The following is a 15,595-nucleotide window of genomic DNA, read 5'->3' on the forward strand; positions in this document are numbered from 1 at the left end:
CACAAAAAACGAATCAAAAAAATTAAGGTTATAAGGTATAAAATTCTGAAAATGATCAATAGAGTTTTGGCTTATTCATCTTTCATTTTTAAAGTAAGAAGCTTAGCAGCATAACGAGAAAGTTGATCAATTTCCAAATTGATTAAATTTCCAATTTTAGCTTGTCCCCACGTTGTCATTTCGAGTGTGTGGCGAATAATAAGAACATCAAAAACACAATCCTCAACACCATTAACAGTCAAAGATGTCCCATTAAGTGCAATAGATCCCTTGTTAACAATGAAAGGCATAAATTGTCTTGAAACTTTTAAATAAAAACGAATTGCATCCCCTTCATTTTTTTGATCAATGATTTCAGCCAAACCATCAATATGACCAGAAACTAAATGCCCTCCCATTTCATCTCCCAATCGAAGCGAACGTTCTAAATTAACAAAAGTTCCTGTTGTCCATTGTGAAAGATTCGTTAAACGTAATGTTTCTTCCCACGCCTCGACAACAAACCAATTGGAATCTTCTTGCTTTAATCCTCGCTCTACAATTGTCAGACAAATTCCTGAACAAGCAATTGATGCGCCAATTGCTAAACTTTCTATAGCATAGCGTGTAGAAATCTTTAAACGCATCCCCTGCTTTAAAGGTTGAACATCTTCAACACAACCAATATCCGTTATAATTCCTGTGAACATAATGTTTTACGTCTCCACTTATAAAAACGGTCATTTCCAAACATTCTTGTTTCAATCTCATGAAACTGCGAAAGATAATTTCCAAAATGAGGGGCTTCAATACGATTTTTTCCTAAAACAATGGGGGTATGAAAACATATCAAATGATCAACACAACCAGCATTCAAAAATTTTTCCCCCGTCTTGACGCCCCCTTCCAATAAAACACTATTAATCCCATGTTTATAAAGCATTTGTAGAAGAGCAAAGGGTTCTATACCACCATTGTTCATCTCGACCGAATAAACAGACACACCATATTGCTCCAATGCATTTTTTTTGCTTTTCTTTGAAAGATCTACATCACAAATAACCCATGTAGGGATTTTTATTGCTGTTTGAACAACTTTTGCATCAAGGGGGATAGATAAATCTGCATCCAAAATAATACGAATTGGTGAGCGCATCTCCATCCCTGGCAAGCGGCAATTGAGTTGTGGATCATCTGCGAGTATAGTTCCAATACCAACGAGGATAGCATTATTTTGAGCACGTAGAATATGCGTATGGGCATGAGAAAGTGTTCCACTAATTTTTACGCTGCCCTTCTCTTTTTTTCCAACACCATTATCTGCAGAAATTGCCATTTTAAAAGTGACCGCACAGCGTTGTATCTTTCTTATGCACCAATGCGTCCATAAGGATTCAAAAGCCTCTTCAGCTAAAATGCCCTCAACCACTTCAATACCCGCCGCTCGCAAAAGAGCAATACCATGACCATCAACACGCTTGTCACAATCAGTCAGCGCAACAACAACTCGAGAAACACCTGAATCAATAAGTGCATTCACACACGGCGAAGTTTTTCCATAATGCGCACAAGGTTCTAATGTAACATAAGCAGTAGCTCCTTGAGCCAAAGAACCTGCCATGTGTAAAGCTTGCACTTCCGCATGAGGACTCCCATGAATAGCTGTTACACCATAGCCAACAATAAAAGCCCCTCCACCATTATCGTTTCGCACAATTAATGTACCAACCGAAGGATTCTCACCTGTAAGACCAACATGACGCTCTGCTAAACGGATAGCAGCAGCCATAAACCGCTCATCTTGCACTTTTTTATTCATCAAAACGAGATTCTGTATCCGCTATACCCTTTGACAACTCATCTATAACATCGTGAAAATCGCTTGCATTACGAAAATCCCTATATACAGAAGCAAAACGGATATAAGCAATATCATCGATTTTTTTTAATGCTTCCATTACAAGATGTCCAATTTTTTCTGAAGCAATTTCTGGTTCCCCCAAACTCTCAAGTTGACGTACAATGCCAGAAATTGCTCGTTCAATATGATCAGGATCAATATTACGCTTACGCACAGCCACATCAACCGATCGCATTAATTTGTCACGATCAAATGGCTCACATCGTCCACTTTTTTTAGCGACCAAAAGCTCACGCAACTGAACACGTTCAAAAGTTGTAAAGCGACCAGCGCAAACAGAACAAACACGGCGTCGTCGAATCACTGCCCCCTCTTCTGCAGGACGCGAGTCTTTAACCTGTGTATCCTCATATTGACAATAAGGACAACGCATCTCTTTTATATCCTTAACAAGTGCTGAGATAAGAGTAAAGAGGAAATTGATTTGTTATATCTTCCACCTTTTTCTTAACAGCCATTTCAACAGCATGATTATCTTCATCACTTTTTGCGTTCCGAAGACCATCAAGAACTTCTGAAATCAAATGACCAACTTGAATAAACTCTTTTTCTAGAAAACCACGCGTTGTAGTAGCAGGTGATCCCAAACGAATTCCCGACGTTATAGATGGCGTTTCAGGGTCAAAAGGAATACCATTTTTATTGCAGGTAATATGAGCGCGTCCTAAAGCCAATTCAGCACGTTTACCTGTTAGATTTTTGGAACGTAAATCAACCAACAATAAATGATTATCTGTACCGCCAGAAACAATATTAAAACCATTATTCTGTAATATTTTTGCTAAAGTTTTCGCATTAGCGACAACATTGGCACTGTAACTCTTGAAAGAGGGACGCAAAGCCTCCTCAAATGCAACAGCCTTTGCGGCAATCACATGCATTAAAGGACCACCTTGAAGACCAGGAAAAATTGCAGAATTAATTTTTCTGGATAAAGCCTCATCATTTGTCAATATTAAACCACCACGAGGACCTCGAAGCGATTTATGTGTTGTTGTTGTTACAATATGCGCATGTGGAACAGGTGAAGGATGCACGCCACCAGCAACAAGACCAGCAATATGAGACATATCAACGAGTAAATGAGCACCGATTTCATCTGCAATTTCACGGAATTTTTCCCAATCCCAGAATCGAGGATAAGATGAGCCCCCTGCTATAATAAGTTTTGGCTTACGTTCTTTTGCAAGTCGCTCAACCTCATCCATATCAATAATCTGATCTTCTTGACGCACACCATAGGAAACAACATCAAACCATTTTCCTGACATATTAACAGGTGAACCATGCGTAAGGTGACCACCAGCATTTAAATCCAACCCCATAAATGTGTCACCAGGCTGAAGTAAAGCTAAAAAAACAGCTTGATTCATTTGGCTACCAGAATTAGGCTGTACATTCGCAAATGCAGCACCGAAAAGCTGTTTTGCCCTTTCAATAGCTAAATCTTCAACGACATCAACAAATTGACACCCACCATAGTAGCGCTTTCTTGGATAACCTTCTGCATATTTATTAGTTAAAACAGACCCCTGTGCTTCAAGAACCGCTCTTGAAACAATATTCTCTGAAGCAATCAACTCAATTTCATGTTGTTGACGCTCAAATTCTCCCCTAATTGCATCAAAGATTGCACCATCAACAGTTTGTAAATTATCATTAAAAAAGCGCTTTTGTGCGTCATTTTCTTGCTGAGTCATAAAACACATTCCTAACATAAAAAAATAAAGTCAAGGAACGATAACACAGCAAACCATGCAAACCAAACATTTTAAACTACTTACACTCAAAAATAATGAGGCAAATATTTATCTTATTCTTTGTTATAAAAACAGCGAAAAACTTCCCTCTCGAGAACGGTGAAAAATGAGATTACATTTCTTTTTTTACACTCTTATTTGTTTACACATTTTACAAAAAATATCTATAATCTAAAGAAATTCAATAATTTAATAATTATTATTTAAGTTGGTAATGATTTAAAATAATTTATAATATGAAAAGCTGAATATAGTAGAGAAAAGAATGGCAACCAAAGTTTTTATTGATGGTGAACATGGAACAACTGGACTACAAATACAAAAACGCTTAGAAAAGCGTACAGATTTAAAATTACTCTCTCTTGCTCATAAAGATCGCCATAATGTTCATCTGCGACATGAGTATCTTAATCAAGCCGATATTGCTATTTTGTGTCTTCCAGATGATGCTGCACGCGAAACCGTTCATTGGCTTAAAAAAAATAAAAACATTAGAATTATTGATAGCTCAACAGCTCACCGTGTTGCACTAGACTGGGTTTACGGTTTTCCTGAAATGACAGCAGGCCAAAAAAAACGAATTCAAGCGGCTCATTACGTATCTAATCCTGGATGTTATCCTACCGGTGCCATTAGCTTGATTCGCCCACTTCGCGAAGCAGAATTGCTAGACGCCTATTATCCCATCTCGCTTCATGCAATCTCCGGCTATACTGGTGGTGGAAGACAATTGATTACACAAATGGAAAATCAATCTCAAGAAAATATTCAGGAAAATTATTTTATCTATGGACTCAATCTTGAACACAAACATGTGCCAGAAATTAAACTTCATGGACAAATCAACCAAACGCCACTTTTTATACCCAGTGTTGGTCGTTTTCCTCAGGGAATGATTGTGAATCTTCCACTGCACCGCCATTTATTCACAAAATCAGCAAACTGTTCTGATCTGCGCGAAATTCTTGCAAACCATTACGATGGACAAAACATCATTTCAGTTGCATCACAAGAAGAAACCGCTTCACTGCAAAGACTTAATCCAGAATGTTTAGCCAATAAAGATGGTATGAAACTGTTCGTATTTGGCAATGATCGCGAAGGCATTTTTAATTTATGTGCCCTATTCGATAATTTAGGAAAAGGTGCATCAGCCGCTGCTGTACAAAACCTCGATTTAATGCTTTCAGGCAACTAAACTTTATCTGGATACAAGCTTTTATTCAATAGCATGATATGCTCCTTTTGTAGCTCGCCAATGCGCAACTGCAAAACACAACACGACCAATGCCATACTTTGATGAATGAGCCCCAAACTTATTGGAACCTCATGTAACAGTGTCAAGATACCTAAAAGTGCTTGGATAATAATCATAACGCAGATAAGAAATGCACGACGAGAGTGAGTTGAATGGGGAACACTTTTTTGTACATAGAAAGCATGAATAGCCGCGGCAATCAATAAAAAATAAGCAAAAAACCGATGAATAAACTGAACAGTTAAAGGATTTTCGAATAAATTGAGCCAAACAGGATTATGCTGCAATAATCCATCAGGAATAATCTGACCATCCATAAGAGGCCATGTATTATAGACTTTTCCAGCATGAAGCCCTGCAACTAAAGCACCCAAATAAATTTCTATCAAGACGAGAATAACGAGCCATGCCGCAAAATATTGCACCTTTTGATTTGCTGGTTTTTCTGAATATTCTGCAAGTCCTCGAGATAAATAAGTAACAAAAATAATCACAAAACATGCTGTTATAAGATGAAATGCCAAACGATATTGGCTCACACTTGTTAAATTACTCTGCCCAATCCCTGAAGCGACCATCCACCAACCAATAAAACCTTGAAAAGCAATAAGGACTGGTACAATGATAAGCTGGAGTAAAATATTTTTTTCAATACGTTTAGTTGCCCAAAACCAAATGAGCCCTAATAAAGCAACAAGACCAACTAGACGCCCGAGAACACGATGCGCCCATTCCCACCAAAAAATGATCTTAAAAGCACTTAAGGTCATATCACGATTAAGAAGCTTATATTGTGCTATCTGTTGATATTTTAAAAATTCCTCTTGCCATTGATCAACCCCTATCGGTGGGATAATACCGTGTATTGGCTTCCATTCCGTTATCGATAATCCTGATCCTGTCAAACGAGTTGCTCCCCCCACTAAAACAATGGCCAAGCAAAGTAATAAAACAGAATAAAGCCACACCTGAATTTGCTTTCGATTTCTCTTTTGCACAGGTGTTAAAAAGTTATTGTTTAATCTCTTTACTGCCATCTCTGATTGCCCCACGCTTCTCTCCAACTACAATGATTTTAAAATTAACATTAAATCTTTATATTTTAGTATGTACTATAACTTCAGCAAAAAACAAGCGTACCACTATAGCATATGATACATATTTCTTTTCTCTTTTATGAAGTTTATGATGCAACAACACGATAAACAGTCTTTGGAAAGCTGCTTACCATCCACATCATCCAATCTTGTTCATTAAGAACAGTATTACAAATATAATAGTCTGTTAGCTCTGCAAATTGTTCAAAACCATATTTTGGTTTGCTTGCCATCTCTAAAATGATAAAATCGTACTCTTTTTTAAATTCTTGTAATATATGAGAAATATCATTTGAAAAATCTTGTGCAGAAACAGCACTTGTTAATCCCTGAGGAAGAATATCAACGCCCGTATCGTAATCACGGTAAATAACATCATGCATCTGAGCATGGCCCGTTAAAACATCACTCAGCCCACGATGTGGACCAATGACTTTCTCTATTTGTTGACCAGAGATATCGACCAACAAAATTGTTTTGTTCTCTTTTGTGAGATGAAGTGAAAGCTTTGCCGCTGTCCGTGCAGCTTCTGGTCCAATGATTGAAATAACTGTTGAAGCATGCCATTTCAAAACATCAGATAATCCCTCTATCGTAATAAAAGCTTCAAGATTTTTTATTTCTTGAGAGACTAAAAGACTCTCATTCTTCTTGAGAGTATTTTCTTTTAATCTCACATCCTCTTCTGAGAGTTGGTCTTTTTTGCTTTTAAAGAACGGATAAAATAACACTATTCCTAGCAAAAGAGTAAGGAAGCTGGCCAATGCACCCACAAGAACATTTTTTCCATAAAGAGCCATAAAAGAAATGGGTGCTAATGTTGTTGGCATAACCACGTGGATATTTGTATTTTGTAAGAGAAGAGGGTTATCACTCAATCCCCAATATGAACCAATAACTTTTTCTCTTTGAGCAGATTTGCTCATCACTTTATTTTGTGCATCGACCGCTGCTTTTATTTTATTTTCAAACTCGTTAAATATTTTATTCAAAGATTGGGATTGATCTTTTACAAAAAAACTCACCCTTTTTTGGAGCTGTTTTTCCAACTCCGTTGCAATAATTACATCTGAATGAACTTGATCAACGATCTGTAAAATTTTATTGTTTAATTGATGAGAAACCGCTTCTAACTCCGCAGTCATTGCCTTAATTTGAGGATGTGTCCACCCCAATTGCGCAGCCATATGTGCTCTTTGCGTTTCCAAGAGATCACGTTTAGATTCCAGAGAAACAATTGCTGAATTGCCTGCAATAAAAGATAAAGATAGTAAAGACTGTCCACTTTCACGCATCATGTTAATTGTTGAATTCAAACTTGTTAAATAAATACGCTTTAAAGTTGCTTCTGTTAATTGCATAGAAAGATCATGAAGCTCTGTTTGTTTGACACTATGCTGAATAAAAGAATCAACAGAGGTCCGAAATCCCTGCACGATATTAATAATCGCAGTGTTATCATATTGTTTGTCTTCAGATTTATCATTTAACAAGAATTGTTTCTGTTTTATGACTGCTTGTGAAAATGTGGAAAACCAAGTTTCCAACCCACGTTGTGCTGCTTCCTGTGTCTCGGCTTCAAAAGTAAGGTTAATAAGTTCACCATGACGCGATAAACGGATATTTTCCTGATTTTTTTTCTTATAAGAAACCCTTAAAGAAAAAGGCGAATCATTTGAAATTATAGGCTGTGAAAACAAAAAGGTGATAACATTGTCTTGCTTTTCAATTGATAATGGCTTTCCTACAGAATCAGATAATGAAAATATTAAAGTTGCTTGGTAACCACGGGGCTGAACAAAATAATACAACAAAATCAAAGACACACACAGTATTTGTAATAGCAAAACAATTAAAATGTTTCTCCATACTGTATATACAAACAGTCTTTTATTACATTTAAGACTCATCTTTATTTTAACCAGCAAAATACTTCTTCATATTGTTTTATTAAGAGAAAGTAGTAACTATCCTCTTAACTTGCTGTCATATTATTTTGAGATGAGAAAAACATAAAATTTAAGCACAAATGCTCAACAATAGCTTTAAAGGAATTAATTCAATTTTTTTTAAGATTCTCTAGTTGTTTTTTTGCTTCAGAAGTAACAACCGCTCTAATGGTAACAGACCCATCATCATGGCATTCTTGCGTGATTTCCGCAGAGTTTTCATAAAACCAATCAATAAGCGACATTTCATGAGGTTTTAGAAGATATTCAATGCTTTGCACCTCTCCAAAAATTCGCTTTTCAATGGTTCTTAATAATTGGTCTAGGCCATCCCCTTTAAGAGCTGATACCATGAGAGCGGGATCTAATCGTGTCTTGGCACTTGTTTGTAAAACATTCAATGCCTGTTCATCCAACATATCAATCTTATTCCAAACTTCTATGATATGCGCCGTGTCATCAATATCGATATCAAGGCTTGAAAGTACTTCTAAGACATCTTGGGCATGTGCTCGATGATCAAGGTCTGACATATCTCTTACATGAAGAATGAGATCCGCTTCAATCACTTCTTCAAGGGTTGCTCTAAAAGCCGCAATTAAATTCGTTGGCAAGTTAGAGATAAAACCTACAGTATCAGACAAAAGAATAGTTTTTCCATGGGGAAGAACAACTTTGCGCAAAGTCGGATCAAGCGTTGCAAATAACATATTCTTTGCTAAAACATTTGCACCGCTTAAACGGTTAAAGAGCGTTGACTTTCCTGTATTCGTATATCCTACCAATGCCACAACAGGATAAGATGTTTTTTTTCTTTTTGCTCTATGAAGTGCACGTGTTTTAATAACCGTTTCCAATTCGCGGCGAATACGAACAATTTTTTCTTGTAAAAGGCGTCTATCTGCTTCAATTTGCGTTTCACCAGGTCCCCCTAGGAAGCCACGCCCTCCCCGTTGCCTTTCCAAGTGCGTCCAACTACGTACAAGCCGCCCTTTTTGATAAGACAAATGCGCCAATTCTACTTGCAAAACTCCTTCTTTTGTTCGTGCACGATCACCAAAAATTTCAAGAATCAAAGCTGTTCTATCGATAACTTTGCAATTCCATAACTTTTCTAAATTACGCTGCTGTACAGGCGTTAAAAAATGATTTATAATCACAAGCTCAATAGAATCTTCATTTATATAATGAGCTAACGCTTCTACCTTACCTTTTCCAAAGAGAGTGGCAGGACGAATCGTTGCAATATTAATTGTTTCATAATTAACGACTTCTAACCTTATAGCACGCGCTAACCCCAATGCTTCTTGAACACAGGAAGATATAGAACACTCTCTCAAAGAGCTTTCAGTTCTATTATTCTCTTGAAAAATCGGTATCAAAACAAGTGCGCGCACCTGTTTTATAATCTGCGAAAATACGCCTCCTAATCTCTCATTTTCATTTATCATAGCAATCTAAGTACTTTTAAAATGGGATAAGAGGTCTATCTTAAAATGACGTGCTTACTCAGGACTTTCACCTTCAAACATCTGTACAGGCTGTCCAGGCATAATCGTAGAAATAGCATGCTTATAAACCAATTGCGCATGTCCATCTCGGCGCAAAAGAACACAAAAATTATCAAATGAAGTTACAATACCCGTGAGTTTAACGCCATTAACAAGAAAAATTGTAAGGGAAATTTTTTGCTTACGCACCGTATTTAAAAACACATCTTGTAGGTGTTGTGATCGCTCTGCCATTATTCTTACACCTTCATCTCGATTGCATAAAATATTTGTGCACGCATATCGACTGAAAAATATCCAATTGTCAACGTAGAAGCTTCAAAATTTAATAACAAACAACTGAAATTAGAGAAAAAACGGCTTTTTAAGGCAATAATAAAATACAGCTTATAAAAATCTATCATTAAATTCAAAAATTTTCTACGTTCATTTTTTATGAGCTTATAATTAAAAGGCAAATTTTTATACATCCTCAGCTATGACAGATTATATACGTGATGATGAAACCCCTTCGTTTAGAATCAATAAAAGTAAGCGGGGACAACAACATTGATTAACGATCATTGATATTAAAGAGAGGCATTCGCACCTCACTATTTTTTAACAATGTATATAATTGCCATTAAATTGTCCTTATCTCAAAGAGAATATGTTTATAAAGCTTTTTATAAACACAAGTTGTAAACAGTATTTTTGTTTTTATTAGAATCAAGTAATAAATTGTTTTTATTATATTTTATAAAACTTCTAATCAGGATACAAGAAACTGCGTTAACTTTATCTTGATAAGTTTTTAAAATTTTTCCTTAAGCATATTCCTTTCTAAATAATTAACAGCTAGTATGCGGAAATTATGTGGGAGAGGACGTATCCCTTTTCCGTCTGTAAGAGTACGAGGCGAGTATGGCACGCAGAACCAAATTGCAAACATTTGAAGTTGAAGTTGAAGAAGCCCTCACAAAAGCTATGAACTTTGATTTCGATAACACAGGACTTGAAACGATATCATCCAATAATTCTGAAAATGTTGTTAATGTCGATGAGTTGATTCAGAAAATTGCAATGGCAGAAGAAGAATTTTTTGCTGAAAATGGTACTTCAACTTTTGCCTCTAATATTCATGATGACGCTGTTATTGATAAATCCGTTGTTGAACAGCTTTTTGCTCCCAAACCTTCACCTGATATTTCAGGTGGAACTGTTCACAATACATTGTTGTCTACAAAACTTCTTCCTGCAAATGATGATATAACAACCCCTATAAATTTTGGGTTATTAAAGCAGCGTTCTTCCTCTCGAATCTACTGGTATACAACAGCACTTAGTGCTTTATGGACAACGGGAGGCGCTTTTATTGCGCATAAACTCGCCCCTGCCGGACTTAGCTCCTTATCCAATATCAGCACTTTTGTTACATCTCCAACAGGACTCGCTGTGGCAGCCGGAACAGCAATTCCTATCCTTATATCTTGGGGCGTTGCTCAATTAATAAAACGTTCGAATGAATTGCATAATATTGCTCTTCTTATGACAAATGCTGCACAACGCTTTAGTGAACCACAGCATCTATCTGAAAAACAAGCTATTGCTATAGGGCAAACCATTCGTGAAGAAGTAGCTGCAATGAATGAAGGTATTGAACGTACCCTCGGACGTGCTGTTGAGCTTGAGGCAATCATACAAGGTGAAGTTCATAACCTAGAACAAGCCTATGCTGAGAATGAATCACGCATTCATACATTAATCAAAGAGTTGAGTAATGAACGCATAGCCATTTTAAATCACGCAGATCGTGTACAATCAACAATTAAAGGAACTCAAGAACAACTGAGCGATGAATTTGGCTTGGTTACTTCTAAAATTGTCACAAATGTCGAAAAGCTTGCGCAAACTCTTTCTCAAACTTTACAAAAACAAGGCGAAGATCTTGTTGAAAAACTTTCCTATGCTGGTGATGGCGTAACAAATCAGCTTGTTAAAAAATTTAACGAAACAGCAACACAAATTCAGCAGAAAAACACAGATTTTTTTCATGAATTAGGAAAAAACTTCGATGGTTTTGCAGAACGATTTGATCATAATGAAAAACAAATAGAAAAAACCTTTAATGAAACAGCTGCAAAAGCGGAAGCGCATGTTACTAAAATTGCAACAGATATACAAGCAGTAACAGATCAAACTTTACACACTATCGATGAGAAATTTAAAATACTGGATAAAGCGATTATTGATCGTAATAATCAATCTCTACAGAATTTTGATGAGAAGATCTTAAAGCTCGACGACCAAGCACATAAACTCTCTTCTAAATTTGATAACGTAACCTCGCAAGCAATTGGAGCCTTTGAACAACGTTTAGCAACCGTTGATCTTTCTCTTAAAGAACACAGTGATTCCATCATTGATTCCTTTATAGAACGCAGTCAGGCTTTAGAGGATAATGCTGAAAAGCTTGGTAACTTCTTGGAAGCTCATGTCTTGAAAATAAATGAAAACCTACAAGAAAGAACAGCAGACATTACCCATGCGTTTACGAATGGACGTGAAGTTATTCTTTCTGCAATTGATAAGAGTAAAGAAAGTCTAAGAGAAGAAATTCAACATGTCGACAAGGCCATTGTTGATATCATACAAGAACGTTCACAAGATTTTAAAGTACAACTTTCTGATCAACGAGCTCTCATGGCAGACATGCTTGATAACGAGAAGAGTAAAATTGCTGATACATTAAAAAATCAGATTGATGTCTTAGCTCAAAATACTTCTCAGATTGAAAAAGTTTTGGCTGACAATGTTCAAGTCGTTGATAAGCAAGCTGAAAATCATATTACGAATATCATTCAATGCACTGAAAAACTACAAGATGTCATTGTACAAAGCTGCAATACAACTCAAGATGCTTTAGAAGCACAAGCGAGAAATATTGATATCCGTGCTGATGCTCTACGTGACTCTTTAGCGATTAATAGTTTTTCTCTCAATGAAGTTCTTGCCGATCAAGCACGCACACTCGAGCAACGCATGGAAACAATCCATAATCTCATTGCAAAAAGTGATATACGTGTTGATGTTGCATTGAAACAACAGATAGATTTAGTTGAGAGCGCAATTGTTGCCAACAATAAAAATATTACTGAAACGGTTCAAGATCATATCAAAAATCTTGAAAGTCAGGCCGAAACTTTAAAGAATACTCTCTCTCAATCGAGTGGTGTTTTCTTTGAAACTCTTGAAACACGTATGGAATCATTTGATACAAGTCTAGAAGTTCGTGCACACAAAATTTTTGAACGTACAACAACGCTAGAAGAAACATTATCTGAAAAATTTAGCCAAGTATGTGAAGCTATTGATGCACAAACATCTGTTATTGAGGAACGTTCTGATACCTTAAAAACATCTCTCATGCTTAATAATGAGCAAAGTCAGATAATTCAACAAGCGCTGGAAAGCAGTGTTGACAATATGCGTGTCACCTTAGAAGATTCTGTTAATACAGTCACAGATAACTTGCACAATCAGATTATAAAGGCCTCTGACATTCTTTCTTCTACGAGTGAACAAATTCTTTCTTCTGTTACAAATGTTACTGCACAAGCAGAAAATATTCTTTCAGAATCAGGAAATCGCATTGTATCAAATGTTAAAAAAACAGTTTATGATACCAGTGAAAAAGTTCTGTCCGTTTTGTCTGAACAAACAGCACATACTGTCGAAGCTTTCACAACAGCCAGTCATAATGCACAAGCATTATTGAATGAAACTATTCACACATCAACAACAGCAATAGAGCAAGTCCTTAATGAACGCTGTGATGTTCTTCATCACTCTATGCAAAATCTTAAAAATAATTTAGGACATCAGCTCTCTGATGTAACGAGCCGTCTGGAAGATGCAAGAAATCAAACAGCCACACAAATTTCAGAACATGTTGGAAAAATAACAGAGCTAACAAATCACTTAAATCAAGCAGCGCAAAGTACGACAGAATCGATTGATTCTTTAACACAGCACATCGGTGAACAACTCTCTCTCTCCACACAAGATGCTGAACAAAGAATTTATGCACATAATGAATCTTTAGTGAATAGCTTGAGCAAAGCTAATTCTGAAACACTTCAAACAGTAACGGCTATGAAGGAAGAGCTTATTGATAATGTTTCATCCGTCTTAAAACAGTTAAACCAATCAATTTACAACTTCCACGAAAATAGCAATGTTTTATTATCAGCAGTTCAAAATATTGATGGTCAGCTTAATGAGACGACGAATAACTTTTTCCGCAACACTAACCAAGTAGCAGAGCGTTTATCAGCCTCAAATCACGCTCTTAATAATAATGTTGAAATTCTGCAAGGACTTTCAAAGAACACCTTTGAACAAATTAATCATATAACGAGCAGTTTTGGTGAACATGCAAAGACACTTTCCCAAACTATTCATGTTCTTGAACAGTCTGAAAATTCACTTAGTGCAACACTTGAAGAAAAACATAATACGCTTTCTGTATTAAGCGATGCTCTTGTTTCAAAATCTCATGAAATTAATCAAATGATTGAGCATTATGAAAAAATCTTCAACTTAGCACTTGAACGCTCTGATAAGAATGCGCGTAACTCCACAAATTCATTCCAACAATCACTTAATAGGCTTGTTAGTGAAGCATCAACGCGTTTTTCAGAAGCAGCAGAGGATATACGTCGCTCCGCTGATGAAGTTCGTTTAGAGCTTTCAAAGATTAATAATGATATCAATGAAAATGTTAAAAAACTTCCAGAAAAGACAAAAGAAACAACGCAAACCATTCGCACTGCTTTGAATGAGCAAATTACAGCATTAAAAGATTTGGTCAGTGTTATACAAAATGATCAAAAGGGTGCAAAAGAACAGTTAATATCGGCATTACCTACATCACCAATGCTTAATAAGAGAAATGATAGTGCTCCTGAGTTCATTAAAAAGATCGTACCACCTAAACCTGTTTTGCAACAAGATCAAAGCAAAAAAAGACCAAATAAATGGGTCTCAAATCTCTTAGAAAGAGCTTCACGTGAAGAGACTTTCTATGATGAAACGCCTAGTGAGGCTGTTTTAACGTCAGTGCAAACAAAACCACGTCCTGCAAATAGCTCTCTTAACTCATTAGCATCTGGTATAGTGCAAGCGATTAATCACAATGCCATTGTTGAGCTATGGGATCATTATCAACGTGGACAAAAAAACATCGTAACTGAACGCCTTTATACCTTGAATGGGAAAACGATATTTGAAATGATTAAAAGAAAATATATGAGCGATCTTGAGTTTAAACATTCAGTGAATCAATATGTTACAGATTTTGAAAAGCTCTTACGTGATGTATCGCGCAATTCTGGTTCTTCTAACTCAGTTCGCAAATACCTGATATCAGATACCGGGAAAGTTTATACTATGCTTGCTCATGCAAGTGGCCGCATCCAATAAATAAACAAGAAAAGTGGAAAAAGGTATTTTTTCCACTTTTCTTTCCAATTGTCTTAATCGCTCATCATAGAGTACGTCGCTTTCAACAGTAGCTTTGTACTTCAAAGTCTGAGATAACGGGTATGGGATTTTCTTTGATATCCTAAGCGATAACTCTAAAAAAGCATAATGACTTATCAAATAATATATCATTATAAGAATGATAAAGCATATTTCCTACGCCCTTATCCTTCTCTTAATCCTTTTATTTTTCATAGTTTCATAAAAACACAAAGATTTAATAAAATTATTTTATTTGAGCCTTTAATATTTTTTCATGCGTTATTATTAAAATAGCTCATAAGAAAGATTTCTATTCCTTTCTTACATGTTTTTATCCACATATTAAGTGCACTTGAAATATCTAAGTAAATATTTTTATTATATTAGGTGAATTTGAAATGAATGTATCTTATTGTATTCAAATTTCCCATTCAATATACGAGATGATTCATTATAAATTATAAAGCAAAGCGTTAATGAAATGGACTTTATATGTATAGAGTACGCAATTACAGCTGTTTCAGTGACATATTCATTGCTTAAAACAACATATTTGTCATTCTCAATGTTCCAAACTCCTTTAAAATAGCTGAATAAACAATTTATAACTGTCA

Annotated in this window: 10 protein-coding genes; 2 read left to right on the forward strand and 8 right to left on the reverse strand. The window is 36.0% G+C overall.

Annotated features, from left to right (window positions below; all coding sequences use genetic code 11):
* Positions 1-71: 71 nt before the first annotated feature.
* The 4 genes from ACFIMQ_RS06505 to glyA are packed head-to-tail and all read right to left on the reverse strand — an operon-like array spanning position 72 to position 3,600.
* Positions 72-689, reverse strand: a complete 618-nt coding sequence (locus ACFIMQ_RS06505) for a riboflavin synthase (protein WP_375703632.1) — start codon at positions 687-689, stop codon at positions 72-74.
* Positions 671-1,798: a bifunctional diaminohydroxyphosphoribosylaminopyrimidine deaminase/5-amino-6-(5-phosphoribosylamino)uracil reductase RibD gene (gene ribD / locus ACFIMQ_RS06510; RefSeq protein WP_375703633.1), complete on the reverse strand. Its 1,128-nt coding sequence runs from the start codon at positions 1,796-1,798 to the stop codon at positions 671-673. The genes ACFIMQ_RS06505 and ribD overlap by 19 nt, the downstream gene beginning before the upstream one ends.
* The gene (gene nrdR / locus ACFIMQ_RS06515; protein ID WP_375616628.1) at positions 1,791-2,273 is read right to left on the reverse strand and encodes a transcriptional regulator NrdR; all 483 of its coding nucleotides are present in this window, start codon (positions 2,271-2,273) and stop codon (positions 1,791-1,793) included. Before nrdR ends, ribD begins: the two co-directional genes overlap by 8 nt.
* A 13-nt stretch (positions 2,274-2,286) precedes the next feature.
* A complete protein-coding gene (gene glyA / locus ACFIMQ_RS06520; protein WP_375703634.1) occupies positions 2,287-3,600 on the reverse strand; it encodes a serine hydroxymethyltransferase in 1,314 nt (437 codons plus the stop codon).
* A 325-nt stretch (positions 3,601-3,925) separates the two neighbouring features.
* Here glyA and argC point away from each other — a divergent pair, with 325 nt between their 5' ends.
* Entirely contained in the window at positions 3,926-4,858 is a 933-nt protein-coding gene (gene argC / locus ACFIMQ_RS06525) for an N-acetyl-gamma-glutamyl-phosphate reductase (protein ID WP_375616626.1), read from the forward strand.
* Between the two features lie 21 nt (positions 4,859-4,879).
* Here argC and ACFIMQ_RS06530 read toward each other — a convergent pair whose 3' ends face one another.
* The 4 genes from ACFIMQ_RS06530 to hfq form a co-directional block, all read right to left on the reverse strand.
* The gene (locus ACFIMQ_RS06530) at positions 4,880-5,971 is read right to left on the reverse strand and encodes a COX15/CtaA family protein (RefSeq protein WP_375616625.1); all 1,092 of its coding nucleotides are present in this window, start codon (positions 5,969-5,971) and stop codon (positions 4,880-4,882) included.
* Between the two features lie 131 nt (positions 5,972-6,102).
* A complete protein-coding gene (locus tag ACFIMQ_RS06535; RefSeq protein WP_375616624.1) occupies positions 6,103-7,926 on the reverse strand; it encodes a hypothetical protein in 1,824 nt (607 codons plus the stop codon).
* A 149-nt stretch (positions 7,927-8,075) separates the two neighbouring features.
* Positions 8,076-9,416 carry a GTPase HflX gene (gene hflX, locus ACFIMQ_RS06540; RefSeq protein ID WP_375616623.1) on the reverse strand — a complete coding sequence of 447 codons (1,341 nt, stop codon included), beginning with the start codon at positions 9,414-9,416 and terminating at the stop codon, positions 8,076-8,078.
* Between the two features lie 54 nt (positions 9,417-9,470).
* Entirely contained in the window at positions 9,471-9,710 is a 240-nt protein-coding gene (hfq, locus tag ACFIMQ_RS06545; RefSeq protein WP_005773461.1) for an RNA chaperone Hfq, read from the reverse strand.
* Between the two features lie 669 nt (positions 9,711-10,379).
* On the opposite strand from hfq, the gene ACFIMQ_RS06550 reads away from it, so the two are divergent.
* A complete protein-coding gene (locus ACFIMQ_RS06550; RefSeq protein ID WP_375616622.1) occupies positions 10,380-14,939 on the forward strand; it encodes a hypothetical protein in 4,560 nt (1,519 codons plus the stop codon).
* Positions 14,940-15,595 lie beyond the last annotated feature (656 nt).

It is taken from the genome of Bartonella sp. AD13SXNS, assembly GCF_042196465.1.
Lineage (GTDB): Bacteria > Pseudomonadota > Alphaproteobacteria > Rhizobiales > Rhizobiaceae > Bartonella.